The sequence below is a fragment of the Streptomyces sp. NPDC048671 genome, assembly GCF_055587045.1.
Genome location: NZ_JBVJHB010000004.1, coordinates 270486 through 290977, shown reverse-complemented (window position 1 = coordinate 290977; position 20492 = coordinate 270486). Strand labels below are relative to the sequence as shown.

Sequence of the window (20492 nt, the reverse complement as noted above, 5' to 3'; positions counted from 1 at the left end):
GTACGTCCGGCTACGCGGGCCGGCGGCCGTCGTCCTGCTCCGGCGTGTCGGGGAAGGCGGGATGGTCGCGGAGGCGGCTCACGTACTCCCGGAGCCGGGGACGGTCGCCCAGGGTGGCCGGGCCGAGACGGACGAGCGCCACCCACAGGTCCACATCCGCGGCCGTCAGTTCCTCGCCCAGTACGTGGGGCCGCAGGGCGAGGCGGTGATTCAGCAGGTCCAGCGCCGCCGATCGCTCCGAGGGCGCGGCGGCCGGGGTGACGTCCCGGTCCAGCAGGTCACGGAGGGCGTCGATGTCCGCGGTGAGGTCCGGCGGGCGCAGAGCGGAGGGGCAGGCCTCGTCATGGCCGGACAGCAGGCCCGCGAGGTCGCGCAGGATGTCCGGGGTGTGGTTGCTGACGATGCGTCCGCTCCACCGGTCGCACAGCGCGGGCGCCGTCAGCGGTCCGTCGTAGTGGTGCATCGTGGCCTCGTAAGCGCTGCGCAGTGAGGCGAACGCGGCCGGTGTCTCGGCGGGGTGCCCCAGGAGTGTGGTGGCGACCGAGTCCTTGAGGCCGAGCAGGCCGAGAGTGATCGAGACGCGGAGCGAGCGCGGACAACTCGCCGACAGGAAAAGCTCGTAGCGGTGCGGTGCCGGGTAGAAGCCGCCGGCCAGACCGACGCCGATACGGCTGTGGATACGGGAGGGCTGCACGGCAGCCGCGAGACGAAGGGGCGCGGCGCACGGAACCGGCCCGGAGGAAATCGCGCCGCACGTGAGCGAGTTGCCCGTGCCTGAACTGCGCGAACCGGAGCTGCGTGAAGTGGGCTTACGTGAACTGGAACTGCGCGAAGCTGTCTCGGGCATGACTCTCCTATGGGAATCCCGGTGGGAATCCCTGCGGGAACGAGGAAGCCACCGCCGCCTTGTGGGCACCAGCGGCCGGATGTGGACTGACTGCGCTCTCGTACCGGTCCGGACTGGATCGAGCGGTCCGGTACGCGTCCGGAGTTTTCCGGGCTAGTAAGCGCTGGAGACACGCAGCAGATCGATGTGCAGGCGCCTCGTCAAGCCGTTCCTGGACAATTCCCACCGGTTCCGACTTCGGGGCTCGCGAGACGCGAGGCCACGCTTGTCCCGCCGCACCGGCGGGACCCGGTCGTCACCCGGGGCACCCCGTCGCGGTGGAAGGGTTGCCTGCCAGCGGGCCGGGGCCGATAACCACCTGAGCAGGGGAATCCCGCACAGGAGGCGCTGACAATCGTGACCGTCCATGTCAGTTTCGGTGCGCCACGTGACGCCGTCAAGAAGGCCGGACGGGCCGTCTCGCCTGGTGGTCACCGGCGTTGACAATTCCTTTCGGGCCGTGCCTAACTTGCGGCGCGGAACGGTCGTGAGCGTCGGCGGGAACCCACGGTGTGCCGGCCGGCAGCCCTCGTACAGCGGTGGGGTGCCCAGGTTCGGACCGGACCGGATGACGTTCGGCAGACGTGTAGGCCCCACGGGGCGGAATGGTGACGGTGAGAGCGATGGACGCAGCTGAGGGGATGGCTGCCTGGCGGTCCCGCGGCCGCGTCCTGCTGCTGTGCGCTGACCGCTCCGTCGACCTGCAGCGCGTCAACAGCGCGCTGTGTACGGTCGCTTCTCGCATTCTCTGTCAAGCCTGACGGCTTTTCGGGCCTCTTCCTTCTGAGCCCCAGCCTTCCGGGCCTCTGTCCTGCGAGTTCCTGACGTCCACCGCTGTCGCGGTGTGCCCTCTCCCCGCCCGGCCCCCGTCCCGTGCCGTGTGCCGCGTCGCGCCGATTCGTCCCCGATCGGTGCGGCGACGCCGCTGTCCGCGGTCCGGGCTGCCCGAATCCGCTGGAGCCCTCCGTGAGTGAATCTCCTGGCATCGCTGTGTCCTCCGGATCAGCGCCGCCCGCCGAGGCGGTCCCCCGCCGCCACCCGCCCGCCGCATCGAAGCCCCTGGCGGCGCAGCGGGTCCTTCCCCTCCTGCGTCCCGGCCGCTGGATCATCACAGCCGTCGTGCTCGTGCTGGTCGCCCAGATCGTCCACGGCCTGGTGACCAATCCCTTCTACCAGTGGGACCGGTTCTCGTACTGGTTCCTGCGGCCCACGATCCTCGAAGGCCTGCTCATCACCCTCGAAGTCGCCGTGTACAGCGCTGCTCTGGGGCTGCTCGGCGGTGTGCTGCTGGCACTGGCCAGGCTCTCGCCGAGCCCGGTGCTGCGCGCGGTCAGCTGGGTCTACACCTGGCTGTTCCGATCGGTGCCGCTGATCGTGGTCCTGCTGTTCCTCTACAACTTCAGCGCGCTCTACCGCACGCTGAGCCTCGGAGTGCCGTTCGGCCCGGCGTTCTTCACCTTCGACGAGTCCCGCCTCGCCACCGACATGGTCGTCGCCGTCATCGGTCTGAGCCTCAATGAGGCGGCGTACGCCTCCGAAGTGGTCCGCGGCGGCATCCTCTCCGTCGACCAGGGCCAGCACGAGGCGGCCTCGGCCCTCGGCCTCCCGAAGCGCTACCAGTTTGCGAAGATCGTCTTTCCGCAGGCCCTGCGCTCCATCACCCCGAACTACGTCAACCAGCTGATCGGCCTGATCAAGGGCACCTCGCTGGTCTTCTACGTCTCGCTGCTCGACCTGTTCGGCTCCGTGCAGAGCATGGGCAGCACCTACCCCGGCGACATCGTGCCGCTGCTGCTGGTGGCCACCGCCTGGTACCTGATTCTCACCAGCGTCGTGTCCGTCATCCAGTTCTACGTCGAGCGGCACTACTCACGGGGCGCGCTGCGCACCCTGCCGCCGACCCCGTTGCAGAAGCTGCGGACCGGCCTCGGTGATCTGCGGGCCCGGGTCCGGAAGGAGACGGCGATATGAGCGCCGAGGCGACCGAGCAGACCGAGGCGGCCAACGGGGTGCTCGCGGTACGTCCCGCCGCGGTCGAGGTGCACGACGTGCACAAGTGGTACGGATCCCAACGCGTCCTGGAAGGCGTGACGCTGACCGTGCGACCCGGCGAGGTCACGGTTGTCCTGGGGCCGTCCGGCTCCGGCAAATCCACGCTCCTGCGGGTGATCAACCACCTGGAGAAGCCCGAGATCGGCCATGTCAGCCTGAACGGCGAGCTGATCGGCGTACGCAGGCACCGCGGTCGCCTCAAGGAGCTGAGCGAGCGGGCCATCCTGGCGCAGCGCGGCCGGATCGGGTTCGTCTTCCAGAACTTCAATCTCTTCCCGCACCTGACCGTGCTGGACAACGTGGCCGCGGCTCCGGTGGCGACCGGAAAGCTCACCAGGCCCGAGGCGCGGGAACTGGCCCGCGGCCTCCTCGCCCGCGTGGGGCTCGCGGACCGGACCGCCGCCTACCCCCGGCAGCTGTCCGGCGGGCAGCAACAGCGCGTGGCCATCGCCCGCGCCCTCGCCCTGCGGCCCGGGGTCATCCTCTTCGACGAGCCGACGTCCGCGCTCGACCCCGAGCTGGTCGGCGAGGTGCTGGCCGTGATCAAGGACCTGGCCGGCAGCGGAACGACCCTCCTGGTCGTCACGCACGAGATCGGGTTCGCCCGTGAGGTCGCCGACCGGGTCGTCTTCATGGACGCGGGCCAAATCGTCGAACAGGGCCCGCCCGAGCAGCTGCTGGACCACCCGCAGCACGCGCGGACCAGGGACTTCCTGAGCAAGGTGCTCTGATCCCGTCACCTCTGATCCCGTCACCTCTGACCCCATCACCTCTGACCCCATCACTCCTTATCCCGGCACCCACTCCACGGCGCGCCCCCGCCCGTACGCCCTCACCGCACCCGACAAGGACAGCCACCATGCGCACCCTCACCCCCTCCATCGGCCTCCGCAGCAGATTCCTCCGCGGCGTCACCGCCTCCGCGGCCGTCGCCTCTCTCGCCGCCGGGCTCGCCGCGTGCGGCGGTGCGGGTGACGCCGCGACCAGGACCGACAGCGCGCCGGCCGGAACGGTCACCGTCGGCGCACTCTCCAACGGCGCCGCCGAGGAGACCGAGCTCAAGGTGCCCGAGGTGAAGTCGATCAGCGCCGGGCTTCCCAAGTCGGTTGCGGAGAAAGGCACGTTGGTGCTCGGCGTGGGCGCGCTGCCGGCCGGGTTCCCTCCTCTGGCCTACGTGGGTGAGGACCAGAAGACCCTCACCGGCGCGGAACCCGACCTCGGCCGGCTGGTCGCCGCGGTCCTCGGGCTCAAGCCGGAGCTGAAGAACTCGACTTGGGAGAACATGTTCGTCGGCATCGACAGCGGCAAGGTCGACGTGGCCCTGTCGAATGTCACCGACACCGAGGAGCGCAAGAAGAAGTACGAGTTCGCCTCCTACCGTGAGGACAACCTCGCCTTCGAGGCACTGAAGAAGAGCACCTGGAACTTCGACGGTGACTACCGCAGCCTGGCCGGCAGGACCGTCGCCGTCAGCGCCGGAACCAACCAGGAGCGGATCCTGCTGGAGTGGAAGGCGAAGCTGGCGAAGGAGGGCAAGCAGCTCACCGTCAAGTACTACCAGGACAACAACGCCACCGCCCTGGCGCTGTCCAGCGGGAAGATCGACATCTCCTTCGGCCCCAATCCGGGTATCGCGTACCACATCACCCAGACCGCGAAGACCCCCACACCGACGCGTAACGCGGGCCAGTTCTCCGGCGCCGGTGCGACGCTCCAGGGGCTCATCGCCGCTACGGCGAAGAAGGGCAGCGGACTGGCGAAGCCCATCGCCGCCGCGATCAACCACCTGATCAAGAACGGGCAGTACGCCAAGTGGCTCGCCGCCTGGAACCTCTCCAACGAGGCCGTCCCCGCCTCCCTGGTCGATCCGCCCGGACTGCCGCTCGACAACGCCTGACCCGCATACGCATCCACGTCCGCATCCACGCCCGCGCCCGCGCCCGTATCAACATCAACGTCCACCTCCACGCCCGCCCATCTGCCGACGGACCGCGCTGTCATGAGCCGGCGCCGTCCCGGCCACCTCCCGGATACGGAGACTCCGCACCGCCATGTCCACCAGCGTCCATCACGCCCCGCCCCCGGTCCCGACGGAACCGCACATCCTGGACAACGCCGCCTGGGCGGCGCTGACCGGTCCGCACGCCGGCTTCGCCGAGCGTGTGGGCCGGGCCGCCCGCTACCCCACGGACATCTCGCCGTTCAGCGCCCTCGCCGACCCCGCCGACCCCCGGGCCTGGGCCGATCTGGCCACACTGGCCGGACCCGGCACCGCCGCCCCGGTCTCCGGAGCCGTGTCGGTGCCCGACGGCTGGACGATCGAGCGCGGCGGCGACGGCGTTCAGCTCGTCGCCACCGCGCTGTACGCCGAACCAGCCCCCGAAGCGGAACGGCTCGGACCCGCCGACGTACCCGAGATCCTCGACCTGGTCGCTCTCACCCGGCCGGGCCCCTTCCTGCCCCGCACCATCGAACTGGGCAGCTACCTGGGCATCCGGGACCGCGGACGGCTGATCGCCCTGGCCGGCGAACGCCTGCGCCCGCCGGGCTGGACGGAGATCAGCGCCGTCTGCACCCACCCGGACCACCGCGGCCATGGCCTGGCCACCCGGCTGGTCCGCGCGGTCGCGGCGGGCATACGGGAACGCGGGGACACCCCCTTCCTCCACGCGGCCGCGAGCAACACCTCCGCGATCCGGCTCTACGAATCGATCGGCTTCACCGTGCGCCGACGCACACGATTCCTGCTCGTGCGCACGCCGGACGGGCAGCCGGAAGCACGGGGACCCGGAGAACGGGGAGCCGGGCACCCGGAAGTACGGGAACCGCAGGAACAAGTAGCCGCACAGCCGGAAGAAACGGCATAGCCGTGCGGTTGTGCATGAGAACGACCGAGCGGCGCCCCGACGGGGACCGCGAGCACCAGGGCGGCGCGGACCCCGGGGTCCGCCGCGCCGGATGGGTGGAGGTGGAGCACATGCGTATGTCTGCCGTGACCCACCGCCGCGCCACGAGCAGCGCCATGCCCAGCCGCCCGCGCCTGTACTCCCGGCAGCACATCGATCTGTTGCGCGTCGCCGGCGCGCTCTGTTGCTCCTGACCCGTTGCCCTCGCAGCCGCTCCCCGCGTCCGGGGGCCGGCTTCTTCGTACGGTCGATCAGGAAGGCACCCCTCTCGTGTCGTCGTCACCCTCCCCTCTGCATCTCGCCGTGGCTCTGGACGGAGCGGGCTGGCACCCGGCCGCCTGGCGCGAACCCGTCGCCCGCCCCCGTGAACTGCTCACCGCCGCCTACTGGACCGACCTGGTCACCGAGGCCGAACGCGGACTGCTCGACTTCGTGACCATCGAGGACGGGCTCGGCCTCCAGTCCTCGTCCCACACCGAGCCGGATGGGCGCACCGACCAGGTCCGCGGACGACTCGACGCCGTCCTCATCGCCGCTCGGGTCGCCCCGCTGACCCGGCACATAGGTGTGGTGCCGACCGTGGTGGCCACCCACACGGAGCCGTTCCACATATCCAAGGCCATCGCCACCCTCGACTACGTGAGCACCGGTCGCGCGGGCCTGCGCCTTCAGGTCACGGCCCGCCGGCACGAGGCCGCGCACTTCGGCCGCCGTACGTTCCCGCCGCTGCGCATCGAGGACTACGAAAGCCCCGTCGTGCAGGAGCTGGTGACGGGCCTGTTCGACGAGGCCGCCGACTACGCCGAGGTCGTGCGGCGGCTCTGGGACAGCTGGGAGGACGACGCCGAGATCCGGGACGTCGCCACCGGACGCTTCATCGACCGGGCGAAACTGCACTACATCGATTTCGAGGGCACACACTTCCGTGTGAAGGGCCCCTCGATCACCCCCCGGCCGCCCCAGGGCCAGCCGATCGTCAGCGCCCTCGCCCACGCGACCGCTTCGTACCGGCTGGTGGCCCGCTCCGCCGACATCGGCTACGTCACCCCGCACGACACCGACCAGGCCCGCGCGATCGTCGAGGAGGTCCGCGCCGAACAGGCGGCGGCCGGCCGCGCCGACGAGACCCTGCACATCTTCGGCGACCTGGTGGTCTTCCTGGACGACGACCCCGCCGCGGCCCAGGCCCGCAGGGAGCGGCTGGACGACCTCGCCGGCCACCCGTACACCAGCGACGCCCGGATCTTCACCGGAACGCCCAGCGGGCTCGCCGATCTGCTCCAGGAGCTGGCGGCGGCCGGACTGACCGGCTTCCGGCTGCGTCCCGCCGTGGCCGGCCACGACCTCCCGGCGGTCACCCGGCACCTGGTTCCCGAACTCCAGCGCCGCAACGCCTTCCGCCGGGCGTACGAGGCCGACACCCTGCGCGGGCTGCTCGGTCTCGCCCGCCCCGCCAACCGCTACGCCGCCGCCACGACCGTCTGAGCCGGAAGGACCCCCGATCATGAGCAAGCCGCTCAAGCAGATCCATCTCGCGGCCCACTTCCCCGGAGTCAACAACACCACCGTGTGGAGCGACCCCGAGGCCGGCAGCCACATCGAGTTCAGCTCCTTCGCACACTTCGCCCGGACCTCCGAGCGCGCGAAGTTCGACTTCCTGTTCCTGGCCGAGGGGCTGCGCCTGCGGGAACAGGGCGGCCAGATCTACGACTTGGACGTCGTGGGCCGCCCCGACACCTTCACCGTCCTCACCGCGCTCGCCGCCGTCACCGAGCACCTGGGCCTGACCGGCACCATCAACTCGACCTTCAACGAGCCCTACGAGGTGGCCCGCCAGTTCGCCAGCCTGGACCACCTCTCGGGCGGACGCGCCGCCTGGAACGTGGTCACCTCCTGGGACGCCTTCACCGGCGAGAACTTCCGCCGCGGCGGATTCCTCCCACAGGACGAGCGCTACTCCAGGGCCAAGGAGTTCCTGTCCACCACGAACGAACTCTTCGACTCCTGGTACGGGGACGAGATCGTCGCCGACCGGCAGACGGGCACCTTCCTGAGCGACGCGAAGGCCGGGGCCTTTGTGCACACGGGACAGCACTTCGACATCGAGGGGCAGTTCAACGTCCCGCGCTCCCCGCAGGGAAGGCCGGTGATCTTCCAGGCGGGCGACTCCGAAGAGGGCCGTGAGTTCGCCGCGTCGAGCGCGGACGCGATCTTCAGCCGGTACGCCACCCTCAAGGACGGGCAGGCGTTCTACACGGACGTCAAGAGCCGCCTCGGCCGCTACGGCCGCCGGCCCGACCAGCTGCTGATCCTGCCGGCGGCCACCTTCGTCCTCGGCGACACCGACGCCGATGCGGAGGAACGGGCCCGCGAGGTGCGCCGCCGTCAGGTCAGCGGCGCCACCGCGATCAAGCACCTCGAGTTCGTCTGGAACCGGGACCTGTCCGGGTACGACCCGGACGGCCCGCTCCCCGGCATCGACCCCGACCCCGGCGAGCACACCATCGCCCGCGGCCGCGCCCAGGTGCGGATGTACCGTGACCCGCTGGCCACCGCCCGCGAGTGGCGGGAGCGGGCCGCCGCCAACAAGTGGTCCATCCGCGACCTGGTCATCGAGACCGGGAACCGCCAGTCCTTCGTCGGCTCCCCGGCCACCGTCGCCGCCACGATCAACGACTTCGTCCAGGCCGATGCCAGTGACGGCTTCATCCTTGCCCCGCACATCACGCCGGGCGGCCTCGACGACTTCACCGACAGGGTCGTCCCGCTGCTCCAGGAACGGGGCGTGTACCGCACGGAGTACGAGGGCACCACCCTGCGCGACCACCTCGGCCTGGCCCACCCCGACGATGTGCGCGAAGAGCGTGAGGCGTCATGAAGTTCCTCGCCATCACCCTGATCGTGCACGGCCCGGACCCCGTGACGGGTGTGCGGAAGCCGACCGGCGACCGCTTCCGCGAAGTCGTCGACAACGCGCTCCTCGCCGAGGAGCTGGGATTCGACGGCTTCGGCGTGGGGGAGCGGCACGAGCGGCCCTTCATCTCCTCCTCGCCGCCGGTCGTACTCAGCCACATCGCCGCCCTCACCTCCCGGATCCGGCTGTTCACGGCCGTCACCACGCTCAGCCTCCTCGACCCGGTGCGCGCGTACGAGGACTACGCGACCCTCGACCATCTCTCCGGCGGACGGCTCGAACTCATCATCGGCAAGGGGAACGGGGCCGCCCAGCGGGACCTGTTCCAGGTGACACCCGATGACCAGTGGGACCGCAACGCCGAGAGCTACGAGGTGTTCCGGCGGATCTGGCGCGAGGACAAGGTCACCGCCGCGACCCGCTTCCGTCCTGAACTCAAGGACGCGGAGGTGTGGCCCCGTCCCCTCCAGCAGCCGATCCGGGTCTGGCACGGCAGCGCGACCAGCAGGGAGTCCGTCGACCTGGCCGCCCGCTACGGCGACCCGCTCTTCTCCGCCAACGTCACCAACCCCATCGAGCCCTACGCCGAGTTGATCCGGTACTACCGCGAGCGATGGGAGCACCACGGCCACGATCCGGCCGGTATCGCGGTGGGGGCGGGAACGGCCGGCCTCTACGCGGCCCGGACCTCACAGGAGGCGCTCGCCGCCTACCGGCCCGTGTTCGAGGGCAACCTCGCCTTCCAGGAACGGCTGGGCCTGGACCCGGTGTTCACCACGCTTGAGGACTTCGTGGAGCGCAGCTCGGCGCTGATCGGCAGTCCCCAGCAGATCATCGAGAAGGTTCACCGCTACCACGAGCAGTTCGGGCACACCGTCCTCCATCTGCACGCGGACGCGGGCGGGCTGACGGACCGCCGGCACTGGGACTCGCTCGCACTCTTCCAGTCGGACGTCGCGCCCGTGCTGCGCCGGGAGATCCCCGATCCGCCGTTCGCCTGGGGCCCCGTCCTCGCTGAGCCCGTACCCACGCCCGTATCCGTTCCCGCCGACCGCTGAGGAGACCTCCCGTCATGTCCGACATCCCCCTCGGGGTCCTCGACCTGGTCCCGGTCGCCTCCGGCTCCACCGCCTCCGAGGCGTTGCGCAATTCCATATGAACGCCTGGATGCGTCACATCAGCGCGTGCTCCTGGATCTCCGGGGGCAGGTGGGCGGCCTTCGGTCAGGTGCCCTGGTTCCCTCGCAGCTCCTCCACGGCGACCCGGGCCGCGGCCCCGATCACGGCGTCGGCGCGCGGCAGTCTGCTGTCGGCGCGGGCGGCCTGGGTGAAGACCACCGCGGTGTAGGTGCTGCCGTCCGCGAGTTCGACGACGCCGGCTTCGTGGCGCAGTGAGCCGAAGGTGCCGGTCTTGCCGTAGACGGTGACGTCGTCGTAGGGAAAACCTGAGGCGAGCCGGTGCGTCCACGGCTGTCTGCGCATGACGTCGCGCATGAAGGCGCAGCGGTCCTCGGACGCGGCCTCGCCGGTCCAGACGGCCCGCAGGAGCCGTGCCATGTCCGCCGGTGTGCTGGACGCCTTGAAGGCCGGGTCGTACACGCCGGCCGGCACGACGGTGTCGTTGTCCGCCACGCGTGCCAGGGCGGCGTCCAGCGATTGCGCCCCCGTCTCGGCGACCAGCCGGCTGAACGTGCTGACGACGCCGCCGTGGATACGGGTGTCCGGCATGCCCAGGTCACGGCAGACGGCATCGACGACGTCGGGGCCGACCGCTCGGAGGACGGCGGCGGCGGCGGTGTTGTCGGAGACGGTCATCATCAGCGTCACCAGGTCGCGCAGTGACATGGTGACGGGGTCGTGGAGGATGGAGACGCCGGTCGGACCGGGAACCCGGTCGGCGGCCTCCAGGGTCAGCCTGTGGCACGGGTCGACCAGCCCCGCGTCCGCGAGCCGGCAGAAGGCGACCATGAGCGGCACCTTGTAGACGGAACCCAGGGGCAGCTGTTCGTCCGGATCGATGACCACCCGGGCCGACGGGCGGTGCAGTTCCGCCACGTGGAGCCAGCCGCGGACGCCCGCGTCGTCGAACATGTCGCGGATGGTGCGCTGCACACCGGTGCCGCGCCGCTGCTCTCTCACGGTGCCACCTTCCGGGCCAGGGCGTCCTCAAGCAACCGCGCGGTCTCGGCGGTCTCCTCCGCTCCGGGACGCCGCGGGTTCCAGGCCACCCGCAACCGCAGGGGAAGCGGTGGGTCCGTGGCCGTACGGCGCTCGACGCCGGAGGCCATCAGCGAGTGGTCCGCCGTGACGAGTACCGCCTGACCCGCCGCCACCAGGGCGAGGCCGGCGCGCTCGTCGCAGACCACCACGGTCTCCATGCGGCGGCCGCGGCTGGCCAGGGTGTCGATGAACAGGTCATGGGCCGCGGGAGCCTCGGCGCGCGGGCGCACCGCGACGGGCAGACGTGACGGCATCGTGTCACCTGCCCCCTGGAGGCCGGCTGGGGCGAGGACCCAGGTCGGCAGGAGGATCACCCGGCCCGCGGAGAGGCCGTGCAGCACGGAGGGGTGCCGGATCACCGCGATGTCGATCCGCCCGGCCGCAACGTCACCGAGCAAAGTGGCGGTTGACGCCGTCACCATGCCGATCCGGGCCCGCTCACCGGCCCGGACCGGCGCGGCCGCTACCTCGGCCGCTAGGGGCGCCGGCACCTCCGGGGCCAGTCCGAGCCGCAGCCGGCGCCCATCGGCCTGCTCGCGCGCACCGGTCTCGCGGAGCTCCGAGAGCGCGGCCAGGGCGCGGCGTGCGTGCGGCAGCAGCAGAGCCCCCTCCTCGGTGAGGGACACTCCGCGCTCACGGTCGAACAGGCGAACACCGACCAGGGCCTCCAGCCTGCGCAGCCCCTGTGACAGAGGCGGCTGGGTCATGCCCACACGCTGGGCGGCGGCCCCGAAGTGTTCCTCCTCCGCCAGCGCGACGAAGATTTCCAGGTGCCGTTCGGTCAGCACTCCGTACCTCCTGGCGTGCGGTGATATGGCTTGTGAATGAGGTTGATGCCGAGATCGTATTCGACATGGGGCCGGGTGGCGGACTTGACTCCCGACAGGGGCAGGCCGCACCGCTCGGCAGGCCGGACCGGTCGCAGCGCGGTTCCTGCGTAATCCGGCCGGCCGAGCGGACGGCGCCGCACGGGTCCGCCCCGCCGCAACCGTCCAGTCCAGTCCGGTTCCTTGCCGGCCCGCTGCATGCCGGCAGCGCGCCGCATCCGTCATCAGGCGCTTCACCCCCGGCGGTGGAGACGCGTCCCCTCGGAACAGAAAGCACGCATGCCATGCGCTCTCGAACTCCCGTTTCCCGCCGTGCCGTACTGGCCGGACTCGCCGTCCTGCCCCTCACCGGATGCACGACCGGCCCGGACGCCGCCGCACCCGCCTCGTCCGACCCGGCCCCCTCCACCTCCAAGTCCTCCGCGTCGCCCCCAGCCGATCCCCGTACCGAACAGGCATTCCGCGAACTGGAGCGGAAGTTCGACGCCCGGCTCGGGGTCCACGCGCTCGACACGGGCAGCGGCCGGACCGTCACCCACCGGCCCGACGAGCGCTTCGCCTACGCCTCCACCTGCAAGGCACTGCTCGCCGGAGCCGTACTGGACAAGAACACGCTCCGGCAGATGGACCGGCTCGTGCGCTACGGCCGCGACGACCTCGTCAGCGCCTCGCCGATCACCGAGAAGCACCTCGCCACCGGACTGACCCTCCGTGAGCTGTGCGACGCCGCCATCCGCTACAGCGACAACACCGCGGCCAACCTCCTCTTCCACGAACTCGGTTCCCCCAGGGCCTTGCAGGACGCCCTCCGCGCGCTCGGTGACAACGTCACCCGCTGCGACCGCTACGAGACCGCGCTCAGCGATGCCACCCCCGGCGACCTCCGCGACACCAGCACACCCCGCGCCATGGCCACCGGCCTGCGCGCGTACGTCCTCGGCAGCACGCTCCCCGCGGACAAGCGCGCCGTGCTGACCGACTGGCTCAGGCGCAACACCACGGGCGACCACACCATCCGCGCGGGCGCTCCCGACAACTGGCAGGTCGGGGACAAGACCGGCACGGGCGGCTACGGCACACGGAACGACATCGCCGTCATCTGGCCTCCCGGCGCCGCCCCGATCACCCTGGCCGTCCTCTCCCGCCGCGACACCAAGGACGCCGAACGCGACGACGCCCTCATCGCCCGAGCCGCGAAAGTCGCCCTCGGCGCAATCGCGTAGCCGAGCCCGAGGACCGGTGATCCTCCGGCGACCGGCCGAGGCGGTCGTGCGGTGTGTGCCGGCCGGTGTCCGTCACGGCGAGGCCGGCTCGGGCACTAACATCAGCTTCTTTCGCCGACTGCTGGAGCAAGCCACCATGCCACTGCCGCGCCTCGGAGTTGTCATCGTCACGATGGGCACTCGCCCGAGGGAGCTGGACGCCCTGCTCGCCTCGGTGGAGAAGCAGGACGTGCCGGCGGCGAGAGTGGTCCTGGTCGGCAACGCGACGCCCCTCACCGACATCACGGCGGACGTCACCAAGATCCCGCTGGGGGAGAACCTGGGCTGTCCCGGTGGCCGCAACGCCGGGCTGGAGCTGCTGAGCGAGTCGGGCGAGGTGGATGTCGTCATCGAACTGGACGACGACGGCCTGCTCATCGCCGACGACGTGTTCCGCCGGGTTCAGCGCCTGTTCGCGAACGACCCCGGGCTCGGCGTCGTCGGGTTCCGGGTCGCGGACGAGAACGGGCTGACCGAGCGTCGCTGGGTGCCCCGGCTGCGCGCCGGCGATCCGATGCGGCGTGGTCCGGTGACCGCCTTCCTCGGGGGCGGACACGCTTTCTCGATGCCCATGCTCAACGGGATCGGCCTGTGGCCGGCGGAGTTCTTCTTCGGACACGAGGAGTCCGACCTCGCCTGGCGTGCCCTCGACGCGGGCTGGAAGATCCTTTACGAACCCGAACTCGTCCTCCAGCACCCGAGGACGTCGCCGGCCCGGCACGCGGCCCATTACCGGTTCACCGCCCGCAACCGGGTGTGGCTGGCCCGACGCCGTCTCCCGATGCCGCTGATCCCGGTCTATCTCGGCGTGTGGATCTCCCTCGCCATGGTGCGGATGCGCTCGTCGGCCGGTCTGAAGGCCTGGTGGGGCGGTTTCGCCGAGGGGCTGCGGACGCCGTGCGGCCCGCGCGAACCGATGAAGTGGCGCACCGTGTGGCGTATGACCCGGCTGGGACGCCCTCCGATCCTCTGACGGCCACCGCGGCGGCAGTGGGCCGGGGCGAGCGCCCCGCCCACACGGGAGGCCGCGCCGCCTGCGGAAACGGGCAGTGGTTCCCTCTGCGGAGGGGAGACTGCCGACCGCCGCGGGCGCCGTTCGGGCGCGAGCTGGGCCTCATTCGGGCAGCGGTCCGGGCGAGGGCAACCGCTTCATGCGGCCTGACCAGCTGATACGCCCTCGGTGAAACGGGCGCGAACGGGCACAGGCGAAGCTGTGAAGAGCCTGGTCGCCGTGGGTGCCTTGCTTGTACAAACGACTCATGAGCCCGAACGGGGCCTGGTTCGCAGCAAACGCAGGGAAGTGTGTCGTGGACACCGACGAGCGCCGACGAGAGATCCTCAAGATTGCCCGACGCGACGGGTCGGTGGAAGTGACCGCACTGGCCGGGACGCTTCAGGTGGCCAAGGAGACCGTCCGGCGCGATCTGCACATCCTGGAGGAGCACGGTCTCGTACGCCGTACCCACGGCGGCGCCTACCCGGTGGAGAGCGCGGGCTTCGAGACGACGCTGGCCACACGCGCCAGCCGGCTCGTACCCCAGAAGTCCAGGATCGCGGCGGCCGCGGCCGACCTCCTCGGTGACGCGGAGACGGTGTTCATCGACGAGGGCCACACGCCCATGCTCGTCGCCGAGGTACTGCCCAGGGGCCGGCCCCTGACCGTGGTCACCGCGTCCCTCGCCGTGGCGACCGTTCTCGCCGACGCGGAGAAGATCACCGTGCTGCTCCTCGGGGGCAGGCTGCGCGGCTCCACGATGGCCACGGTCGACCACTGGACGACCCGGATGCTCGCCGGATTCGTCATCGACCTGGCGTACGTCGGGGCGAACGGGATCTCCCGCGAATTCGGCCTGACCACGCCCGACCCGGCCGTGAGCGAGGTGAAGGCCCAGGCCATGCGCAGCGCCCGCCGCCGTGTCTTCGCCGGAATCCACACCAAGTTCGGCGCCGTGAGCTTCTGCCGCTTCGCCGAGGTAGGTGACTTCGAGTCCATCGTCACCGATACGGGTCTTCCCTCGGCCGAGGCACAGCGCTACTCGCGGCTCGGCCCGCAGGTCATCCGCGCCTGACGCACTCCGCAGCCGGCCCCACAGTCCGTCCCGCAGCCGGCCCCCACCGCGGCCCCTGCCCCCGCAGCCCCCGTACCCCCGGTCTTCGTCCCCAGTAGTCGGAAGCCCCGCCCGTCAGCCGGGATGGCTGACATGCCCCTTACAGGAAATCCCTCGATGATGAGCGATCAGGAGAACCACATGCTCCACCACCAGGAACGTCGAAGCAGGCTGAGTGTCCGTCTGGGTACGGGCGTCGCCCTTACGGCCCTGCTCGCCGGGTGCAGCGGCGCGGGCGGCGGCGCCTCGTCCAGCGGCAACGACGAGATCAACGTGCTCATGGTGAACAACCCGCAGATGGTCGAGTTGCAGAAGCTCACCGCGGACAACTTCACGAAAGAGACCGGCATCAAGGTCCACTTCACGGTCCTGCCGGAGAACGACGTCCGTGACAAGATCACCCAGGACTTCTCCAACCAGGCGGGTCAGTACGACGTCGCCACCATCAGCAACTTCGAGGTGCCGTTCTACGCGAAGAACGGCTGGCTGCACCCGCTCGACGAGTACACGGCCAAGGACAAGGCCTTCGACCAGAAGGACATCCTGAAGCCGCTGCAGGAATCCCTCACCGCCGAGGACGGCAAGCTCTACGCCGAGCCGTTCTACGGCGAGTCGTCCTTCCTCATGTACCGCAAGGACATCTTCGCCGAGAAGAACCTGAAGATGCCGGCGAAGCCCACCTGGCAGCAGGTCGCCGACCTGGCGGCCAAGGCGGATGGCGCCAAGAGGGGTATGAAGGGCATCTGCCTGCGCGGGCTGCCCGGCTGGGGCGAGGTCATCGCCCCGCTGACCACCGTCGTCAACACCATGGGCGGCACCTGGTTCGACAAGGACTGGAACGCGAAGCTCGACTCCCCGGAGTTCAAGAAGGCCGTCCAGTTCTACGTCGACCTGGTGAAGAAGCACGGCGAGGCGGGTGCGCCCCAGTCCGGATACGCCGAGTGCCTCAACAACATGACGCAGGGCAAGACCGCCATGTGGTACGACGCCACCGCGGGCGCCGGATCGCTGGAGGCCTCCGGCTCCCCGGTCAAGGGCAAGGTCGGATACGTGGCCGCGCCCGTCGAGAAGACCGAAAGCTCCGGCTGGCTCTACACCTGGGCCTGGGGCATGCAGAAGGCCTCCAAGAAGACCGACAGTGCCTGGAAGTTCATCTCCTGGGCCTCCGGCAAGGAGTACGAGAACCTCGTCGGCAAGACGGTCGGCTGGCCCAACGTGCCCGCCGGCAAGCGCGCGTCGACGTACTCCAACCCGGACTACCTGAAGGACGCCGCCGCGTTCGCGAGCGTCACCCAGCAGGCCATCTCCAGCGCGAACCCCCGTGACCCCGGCACCCAGCCGCGGCCGACCGTCGGCATCCAGTTCGTCGACATCCCGGAGTTCACCGACCTCGGCACCAAGGTCTCGCAGGAGATCAGCTCCGCCATCGCCGGCCGCCAGTCGGTGTCCGACGCCCTGAAGGCCTCGCAGGCGCTCGCCGAAAAGGTCGGCAAGGAGCAGAAGTGAGTGCCCCAGTCTCCACACCGGAACTCGTCCCGGCCGGCGCGCCAGGCGTCTCCGCGCCCCGCAGAACCGGAAAGGCGCCCGGCCGGGCCCGCGCCTGGGCCACCCGCGCCCCGCTGCTGCCCGCCCTGATCTTCCTGATAGCCGTGACCCAACTGCCGTTCGTGGCGACGGTGGTGGTCTCGTTCTTCGACTGGAACTCGCTCTCGCCCGACGCACGCAGCTTCAGCGCGTTCGCCAACTACGGGGAGGTGTTCAGCGACCCGAGTCTGCGGGACTCGGTGTTCACCACGGTCCTGCTCACGGCGGGCGTCGTGATCGTGAGCGTGGTGCTCGGGCTCCTTCTCGCCCTGCTGCTCGACCGCAAGTTCATCGGCCGGGGGTTCGTCCGCACGCTGCTGATCACGCCCTTCCTGCTGGTGCCCGTCTCGGCGGCACTGATGTGGAAGCACCTGCTGTTCAACCCCGAGTACGGCCTGCTGAACGGGGGCTGGGCATGGTTCGCCGGACTGTTCGGTGCCGACAGCCCCGGACAGCCCGACTGGATCTCCGACATGCCGCTGGTCGCGGTCGCGACCGCCCTCGTCTGGCAGTGGACCCCGTTCATGATGCTCATCCTGCTCGCCGGGCTGCAGAGCCGGTCCACCGAACAGATGGAGGCCGCGCGGCTGGACGGCGCGAACGCCTGGCAGATGTTCTGCTACCTGACGCTGCCGCATCTGCGCCGCTACCTGGAGCTCGGCGTACTGCTCGGCTCGATCTACATCGTGCAGAACTTCGACGCGGTGTTCACCATCACCGCCGGCGGCCTCGGCACGGCCAACCTCCCCTACACGATCTATCAGACCTTCTACCAAGCTCACGAATACGGACTGGCGTCCGCCGCGGGCGTGGTCGTGGTGATCGGCACCATCGTCGTCGCGACCTTCGCCCTGCGTGTGGTCTCGTCCCTCTTCAGTGAGGAGGCGGGCCGCGCATGAGTACCCTGACCGCTCCGCACACCCCCGAGGCGGGCCGCGGCGACCACGCCCGTGTGGCACGCAGGGGCAGGCGACGCTCCACCGCTCTCGGCCTGATCGCCTGGGTCGTCGGCATCGTCTTCTGCGCACCCGCCCTCTGGATGCTGCTCACCTCCTTCCACTCGGAGGCCGACGCGGCGACCAACCCGCCGTCGCTCGGCGCGTCCCTCACCCTCGACGGATACCGGGTGTTCTTCGGCGCCGACGGAGGGGCGAGCCCCTGGCCGCCGCTGATCAACTCCCTGACGGCATCCGTGTTCTCCACGCTCTTCGTGCTCGTACTGGCGCTCCCCGCCGCGTACGCGCTCTCGATCAAGCGAGTGGAGAAGTGGACGGACGTGATGTTCTTCTTCCTGTCCACGAAGATGCTGCCGGTCGTCGCGGGGCTGCTGCCCGTGTACCTGTTCGCCAAGAACACCGGGATGCTGGACAACATCTGGTTCCTCGTCATCCTCTACACCTCGATGAACCTGCCGATCGCGGTATGGATGATGCAGTCGTTCCTGGCGGACGTGCCGGTCTCCATCATCGAAGCCGCACAGGTCGACGGCGCCCGGCTGCCCACGGTGCTGGTCAGGGTGGTGGCGCCGGTGGCCGCTCCCGGTATCGCGGCCACCTCGCTGATCTGCTTCATCTTCAGCTGGAACGAGCTGCTCTTCGCCCGGGTGCTCACCGGGGTGGCGGCCGAGACCGCACCGGTCTTCCTGACGAGCGTCGTCACCAGCCAGGGGCTCTTCCTCGCCCAGCTGTGTGCCGCGTCCGTCGTCGTGTCCCTGCCGGTGCTCGCCGCCGGCTTCGCCGCTCAGGACAAACTCGTCCAGGGCCTTTCTCTTGGAGCTGTCAAATGAGGGCTGCGATCATCGAGTCCATCGGCAAGGTGTCGGTCGAGACCGTCCCCGACCCCACCCCGGGCCCCCGCGACGTGGTCGTCGCCGTCAAGGCCTGCGGACTCTGTGGCACCGATCTCCACATCCTCCAGGGCGAGTTCGCACCCGCGCTGCCGATCATCCCCGGCCACGAGTTCGCGGGCGAGATCGTGGAGACCGGCTCCGAGGTGACCGAGCTGGCCGTCGGAGACAACGTCGCCGTCGATCCGTCGCTGCACTGCCACGAATGCCACTACTGCCGCAGCGGGCGCGGGAACCTCTGCGACAACTGGAACGCGATCGGGGTCAGCAAGCCCGGCGGGGCCGCCGAGTTCGCCGTCGCCCCGGTGGCGAACTGTGTGAAGCTCCCCGACCATGTCGACGTACGTACCGCGGCGCTGATCGAACCGCTGTCCTGCGCGGTGCGCGGCTACGACGTGCTCAGTTCCACGCTCGGAGCCAAGGTGCTCATCTACGGCTCCGGCACCATGGGGCTGATGATGCTGGAGCTCGCCAAGCGCACCGGAGCCGCCTCCGTGGATGTGCTGGACGTCAACCCCGACCGGCTCACCACCGCGGCCAAGCTCGGCGTCTCGCGCTCCGCCGCCTCGGCCGATGAGCTGGAGACGGTACGGGGCTGGGACGTCGTCGTCGACGCCACCGGCAACGCGGGCGCCATCCAGGACGGGCTCGGCCGGGTCGCCAAGGGAGGCACGTTCCTCCAGTTCGGGGTCGCCGACTACGCGACGACAGCCGTCATCGAGCCGTACCGGATCTACAACCAGGAGATCACGATCACCGGCTCGATGGCGGTGCTGCACAGCTACGAGCGGGCCGCCGCACTGTTCGCCGGGGGAGTGATCGACCCCGCGGTCTTCATCAGCGACCGGCTGCCGCTGGAGCAGTACCCCGCTGCCCTGGAGCGGTTCAAGGCGGGGCAGGGCCGCAAGATCGTGGTCGAGCCGTGACCGGTGGCCCCGATGCCGTACTGGTGATGGGCGAGGCGCTCATCGACCTGGTGCCCGCCACGGACGATCCGCGGACGCACCGGGCCCAGCCGGGCGGGGCTCCCGCCAACGTCGCCGCCGGACTGGCCCGGCTGGGCACGCCCAGCTGGTTCGCGGGGGCGCTCGGCGGCGACGGATTCGCCCGGCTGATCGAGGAGCGGCTGGTCTGCGCCGGTACGGAACTGGGCCTGTGCGCACGCTCGGAGCTGCCCACCGCGCTCGCGGTGGCCGACCCGGGCCCCGACGGCACCGGCTACCACTTCCATCTGCAGGACACCGCCACCTTCCGGCTGCCCGATCGCACGGCCGAGGTGGGCCGCTTCGGCGCGGTGTACGCGGGCGGGCTCGCCGCGGTCGTCCCGCCCGCTGCCGAGGCGGTGGCCGCGACCGCGCGCGCCGGGGCCGGGCGCTCCGTGCTGGTGGTCGACCCCAACGTGCGCGAGGACCGCACGCTCGACAACCGGTCCGCCGTGCTCCGGCTGCGGGAACTGTGCGAACTGGCACAGGTCCTCAAGGTCAGCGACGAGGACATGGCAGCGCTCTGGCCGGGCGCGGCCCCCGAGGAGACCTGCGCACAACTGGCCGCGGGGAACCGTTTGGTGGTGCTCACCCGTGGTCCCGCGGGCAGCACGGCTTTCACCCGGGACGGGGGAGAGGTCTCCGTCCCCGCGGTCCGGGTCGACGTGGTCAACACGATCGGCGCGGGCGACGCGTTCATGGCAGGGGTGCTCAACTGGCTGGGCGACGCCGGAGAGTTCCGCGACGGCGCCGCCGCACGCCTGTCGAGCGAACGGGCGGCCGAGATGCTGACGTTCGCCTCGCAGGTGGCGGCGTCCGTGGTCGCACAGTCGGGGACCGAGCCCTCGCGGCCGCGGCGCGACAGCGCACCGACGTCGGCCGGTGTGAGTCAGCGGTGACACGGC

Annotated in this window: 19 protein-coding genes and 2 riboswitches; of the genes, 16 read left to right on the top strand and 3 right to left on the bottom strand. The window is 70.4% G+C overall.

The features are described 5' to 3' along the window. Positions 1 to 10: 10 nt before the first annotated feature. Positions 11 to 694: a glutathione S-transferase C-terminal domain-containing protein gene (locus ACZ6S6_RS10240; protein ID WP_362963716.1), complete on the bottom strand. Its 684-nt coding sequence runs from the start codon at positions 692 to 694 to the stop codon at positions 11 to 13. Between the two features lie 409 nt (positions 695 to 1103). After that, a riboswitch (SAM riboswitch) is annotated at positions 1104 to 1249 on the bottom strand. Between the two features lie 120 nt (positions 1250 to 1369). Further along, a riboswitch (SAM riboswitch) is annotated at positions 1370 to 1477 on the top strand. 375 nt (positions 1478 to 1852) lie between these two features. Here ACZ6S6_RS10240 and ACZ6S6_RS10235 point away from each other — a divergent pair. From ACZ6S6_RS10235 to ACZ6S6_RS10200, 8 genes are all read left to right on the top strand, one after another. Further along, positions 1853 to 2857 (top strand): amino acid ABC transporter permease, encoded by a 1005-nt coding sequence (locus ACZ6S6_RS10235; protein ID WP_362963718.1) that lies wholly within the window; start codon positions 1853 to 1855, stop codon positions 2855 to 2857. Continuing rightward, positions 2854 to 3669 (top strand): amino acid ABC transporter ATP-binding protein, encoded by an 816-nt coding sequence (locus ACZ6S6_RS10230; RefSeq protein ID WP_469704739.1) that lies wholly within the window; start codon positions 2854 to 2856, stop codon positions 3667 to 3669. Before ACZ6S6_RS10235 ends, ACZ6S6_RS10230 begins: the two co-directional genes overlap by 4 nt. 128 nt (positions 3670 to 3797) lie before the next feature. After that, entirely contained in the window at positions 3798 to 4835 is a 1038-nt protein-coding gene (locus ACZ6S6_RS10225; RefSeq protein ID WP_469704737.1) for an ABC transporter substrate-binding protein, read from the top strand. Between the two features lie 154 nt (positions 4836 to 4989). Continuing rightward, positions 4990 to 5805, top strand: a complete 816-nt coding sequence (locus ACZ6S6_RS10220; protein ID WP_469704734.1) for a GNAT family N-acetyltransferase — start codon at positions 4990 to 4992, stop codon at positions 5803 to 5805. Between the two features lie 14 nt (positions 5806 to 5819). Next, a complete protein-coding gene (locus ACZ6S6_RS10215; RefSeq protein WP_469704732.1) occupies positions 5820 to 6038 on the top strand; it encodes a putative leader peptide in 219 nt (72 codons plus the stop codon). 76 nt (positions 6039 to 6114) lie between these two features. Beyond that, positions 6115 to 7329 carry an LLM class flavin-dependent oxidoreductase gene (locus ACZ6S6_RS10210; RefSeq protein WP_469704730.1) on the top strand — a complete coding sequence of 405 codons (1215 nt, stop codon included), beginning with the start codon at positions 6115 to 6117 and terminating at the stop codon, positions 7327 to 7329. Positions 7330 to 7348: 19 nt separating this feature from the next. Next, positions 7349 to 8722 (top strand): NtaA/DmoA family FMN-dependent monooxygenase, encoded by a 1374-nt coding sequence (locus ACZ6S6_RS10205; protein WP_469704728.1) that lies wholly within the window; start codon positions 7349 to 7351, stop codon positions 8720 to 8722. Continuing rightward, positions 8719 to 9816 (top strand): LLM class flavin-dependent oxidoreductase, encoded by a 1098-nt coding sequence (locus tag ACZ6S6_RS10200; protein WP_469704726.1) that lies wholly within the window; start codon positions 8719 to 8721, stop codon positions 9814 to 9816. The genes ACZ6S6_RS10205 and ACZ6S6_RS10200 overlap by 4 nt, the downstream gene beginning before the upstream one ends. A gap of 165 nt (positions 9817 to 9981) precedes the next feature. On the opposite strand, the gene ACZ6S6_RS10195 is transcribed toward ACZ6S6_RS10200, so the two are convergent. Then, positions 9982 to 10896, bottom strand: a complete 915-nt coding sequence (locus tag ACZ6S6_RS10195) for a serine hydrolase (protein ID WP_469704724.1) — start codon at positions 10894 to 10896, stop codon at positions 9982 to 9984. Further along, positions 10893 to 11765 (bottom strand): LysR family transcriptional regulator, encoded by an 873-nt coding sequence (locus tag ACZ6S6_RS10190; protein ID WP_362966369.1) that lies wholly within the window; start codon positions 11763 to 11765, stop codon positions 10893 to 10895. Before ACZ6S6_RS10190 ends, ACZ6S6_RS10195 begins: the two co-directional genes overlap by 4 nt. Before the next feature lie 323 nt (positions 11766 to 12088). Between ACZ6S6_RS10190 and bla the strand changes: the two genes are divergently transcribed. The 8 genes from bla (at position 12089) to ACZ6S6_RS10150 (ending at position 20486) form a co-directional block, all read left to right on the top strand. Further along, positions 12089 to 13027, top strand: coding sequence for a class A beta-lactamase (bla, locus tag ACZ6S6_RS10185; protein ID WP_362966371.1), 939 nt, complete (start codon positions 12089 to 12091; stop codon positions 13025 to 13027). 136 nt (positions 13028 to 13163) lie between these two features. After that, on the top strand, positions 13164 to 14039 hold the full coding sequence (locus tag ACZ6S6_RS10180; protein ID WP_469704721.1) for a glycosyltransferase family 2 protein: 876 nt from the start codon (positions 13164 to 13166) through the stop codon (positions 14037 to 14039). A 334-nt stretch (positions 14040 to 14373) separates the two neighbouring features. After that, positions 14374 to 15135, top strand: coding sequence for a DeoR/GlpR family DNA-binding transcription regulator (locus ACZ6S6_RS10175; RefSeq protein ID WP_362966375.1), 762 nt, complete (start codon positions 14374 to 14376; stop codon positions 15133 to 15135). Positions 15136 to 15315: 180 nt separating this feature from the next. After that, the gene (locus ACZ6S6_RS10170) at positions 15316 to 16680 is read left to right on the top strand and encodes an ABC transporter substrate-binding protein (protein ID WP_362966406.1); all 1365 of its coding nucleotides are present in this window, start codon (positions 15316 to 15318) and stop codon (positions 16678 to 16680) included. Then, positions 16677 to 17657 carry a carbohydrate ABC transporter permease gene (locus ACZ6S6_RS10165; RefSeq protein WP_469704718.1) on the top strand — a complete coding sequence of 327 codons (981 nt, stop codon included), beginning with the start codon at positions 16677 to 16679 and terminating at the stop codon, positions 17655 to 17657. Before ACZ6S6_RS10170 ends, ACZ6S6_RS10165 begins: the two co-directional genes overlap by 4 nt. Continuing rightward, on the top strand, positions 17654 to 18544 hold the full coding sequence (locus ACZ6S6_RS10160; protein WP_362966377.1) for a carbohydrate ABC transporter permease: 891 nt from the start codon (positions 17654 to 17656) through the stop codon (positions 18542 to 18544). The genes ACZ6S6_RS10165 and ACZ6S6_RS10160 overlap by 4 nt, the downstream gene beginning before the upstream one ends. Next, positions 18541 to 19530 (top strand): zinc-dependent alcohol dehydrogenase family protein, encoded by a 990-nt coding sequence (locus tag ACZ6S6_RS10155; RefSeq protein WP_362966379.1) that lies wholly within the window; start codon positions 18541 to 18543, stop codon positions 19528 to 19530. Before ACZ6S6_RS10160 ends, ACZ6S6_RS10155 begins: the two co-directional genes overlap by 4 nt. Then, positions 19527 to 20486, top strand: coding sequence for a PfkB family carbohydrate kinase (locus tag ACZ6S6_RS10150; protein ID WP_469704715.1), 960 nt, complete (start codon positions 19527 to 19529; stop codon positions 20484 to 20486). Before ACZ6S6_RS10155 ends, ACZ6S6_RS10150 begins: the two co-directional genes overlap by 4 nt. Positions 20487 to 20492: the final 6 nt, after the last annotated feature.

Bases quoted from the DNA above. Each gene is read 5' to 3' on its own strand.
- ACZ6S6_RS10230 (WP_469704739.1), top strand. From the start codon at position 2,854: ATGAGCGCCGAGGCGACCGAGCAGACCGAGGCGGCCAACGGGGTGCTC.
- ACZ6S6_RS10225 (WP_469704737.1), top strand. From the start codon at position 3,798: ATGCGCACCCTCACCCCCTCCATCGGCCTCCGCAGCAGATTCCTCCGC.
- ACZ6S6_RS10220 (WP_469704734.1), top strand. From the start codon at position 4,990: ATGTCCACCAGCGTCCATCACGCCCCGCCCCCGGTCCCGACGGAACCG.
- ACZ6S6_RS10215 (WP_469704732.1), top strand. From the start codon at position 5,820: ATGAGAACGACCGAGCGGCGCCCCGACGGGGACCGCGAGCACCAGGGC.
- ACZ6S6_RS10205 (WP_469704728.1), top strand. From the start codon at position 7,349: ATGAGCAAGCCGCTCAAGCAGATCCATCTCGCGGCCCACTTCCCCGGA.
- ACZ6S6_RS10200 (WP_469704726.1), top strand. From the start codon at position 8,719: ATGAAGTTCCTCGCCATCACCCTGATCGTGCACGGCCCGGACCCCGTG.
- bla (WP_362966371.1), top strand. From the start codon at position 12,089: ATGCGCTCTCGAACTCCCGTTTCCCGCCGTGCCGTACTGGCCGGACTC.
- ACZ6S6_RS10180 (WP_469704721.1), top strand. From the start codon at position 13,164: ATGCCACTGCCGCGCCTCGGAGTTGTCATCGTCACGATGGGCACTCGC.
- ACZ6S6_RS10170 (WP_362966406.1), top strand. From the start codon at position 15,316: ATGCTCCACCACCAGGAACGTCGAAGCAGGCTGAGTGTCCGTCTGGGT.
- ACZ6S6_RS10160 (WP_362966377.1), top strand. From the start codon at position 17,654: ATGAGTACCCTGACCGCTCCGCACACCCCCGAGGCGGGCCGCGGCGAC.
- ACZ6S6_RS10155 (WP_362966379.1), top strand. From the start codon at position 18,541: ATGAGGGCTGCGATCATCGAGTCCATCGGCAAGGTGTCGGTCGAGACC.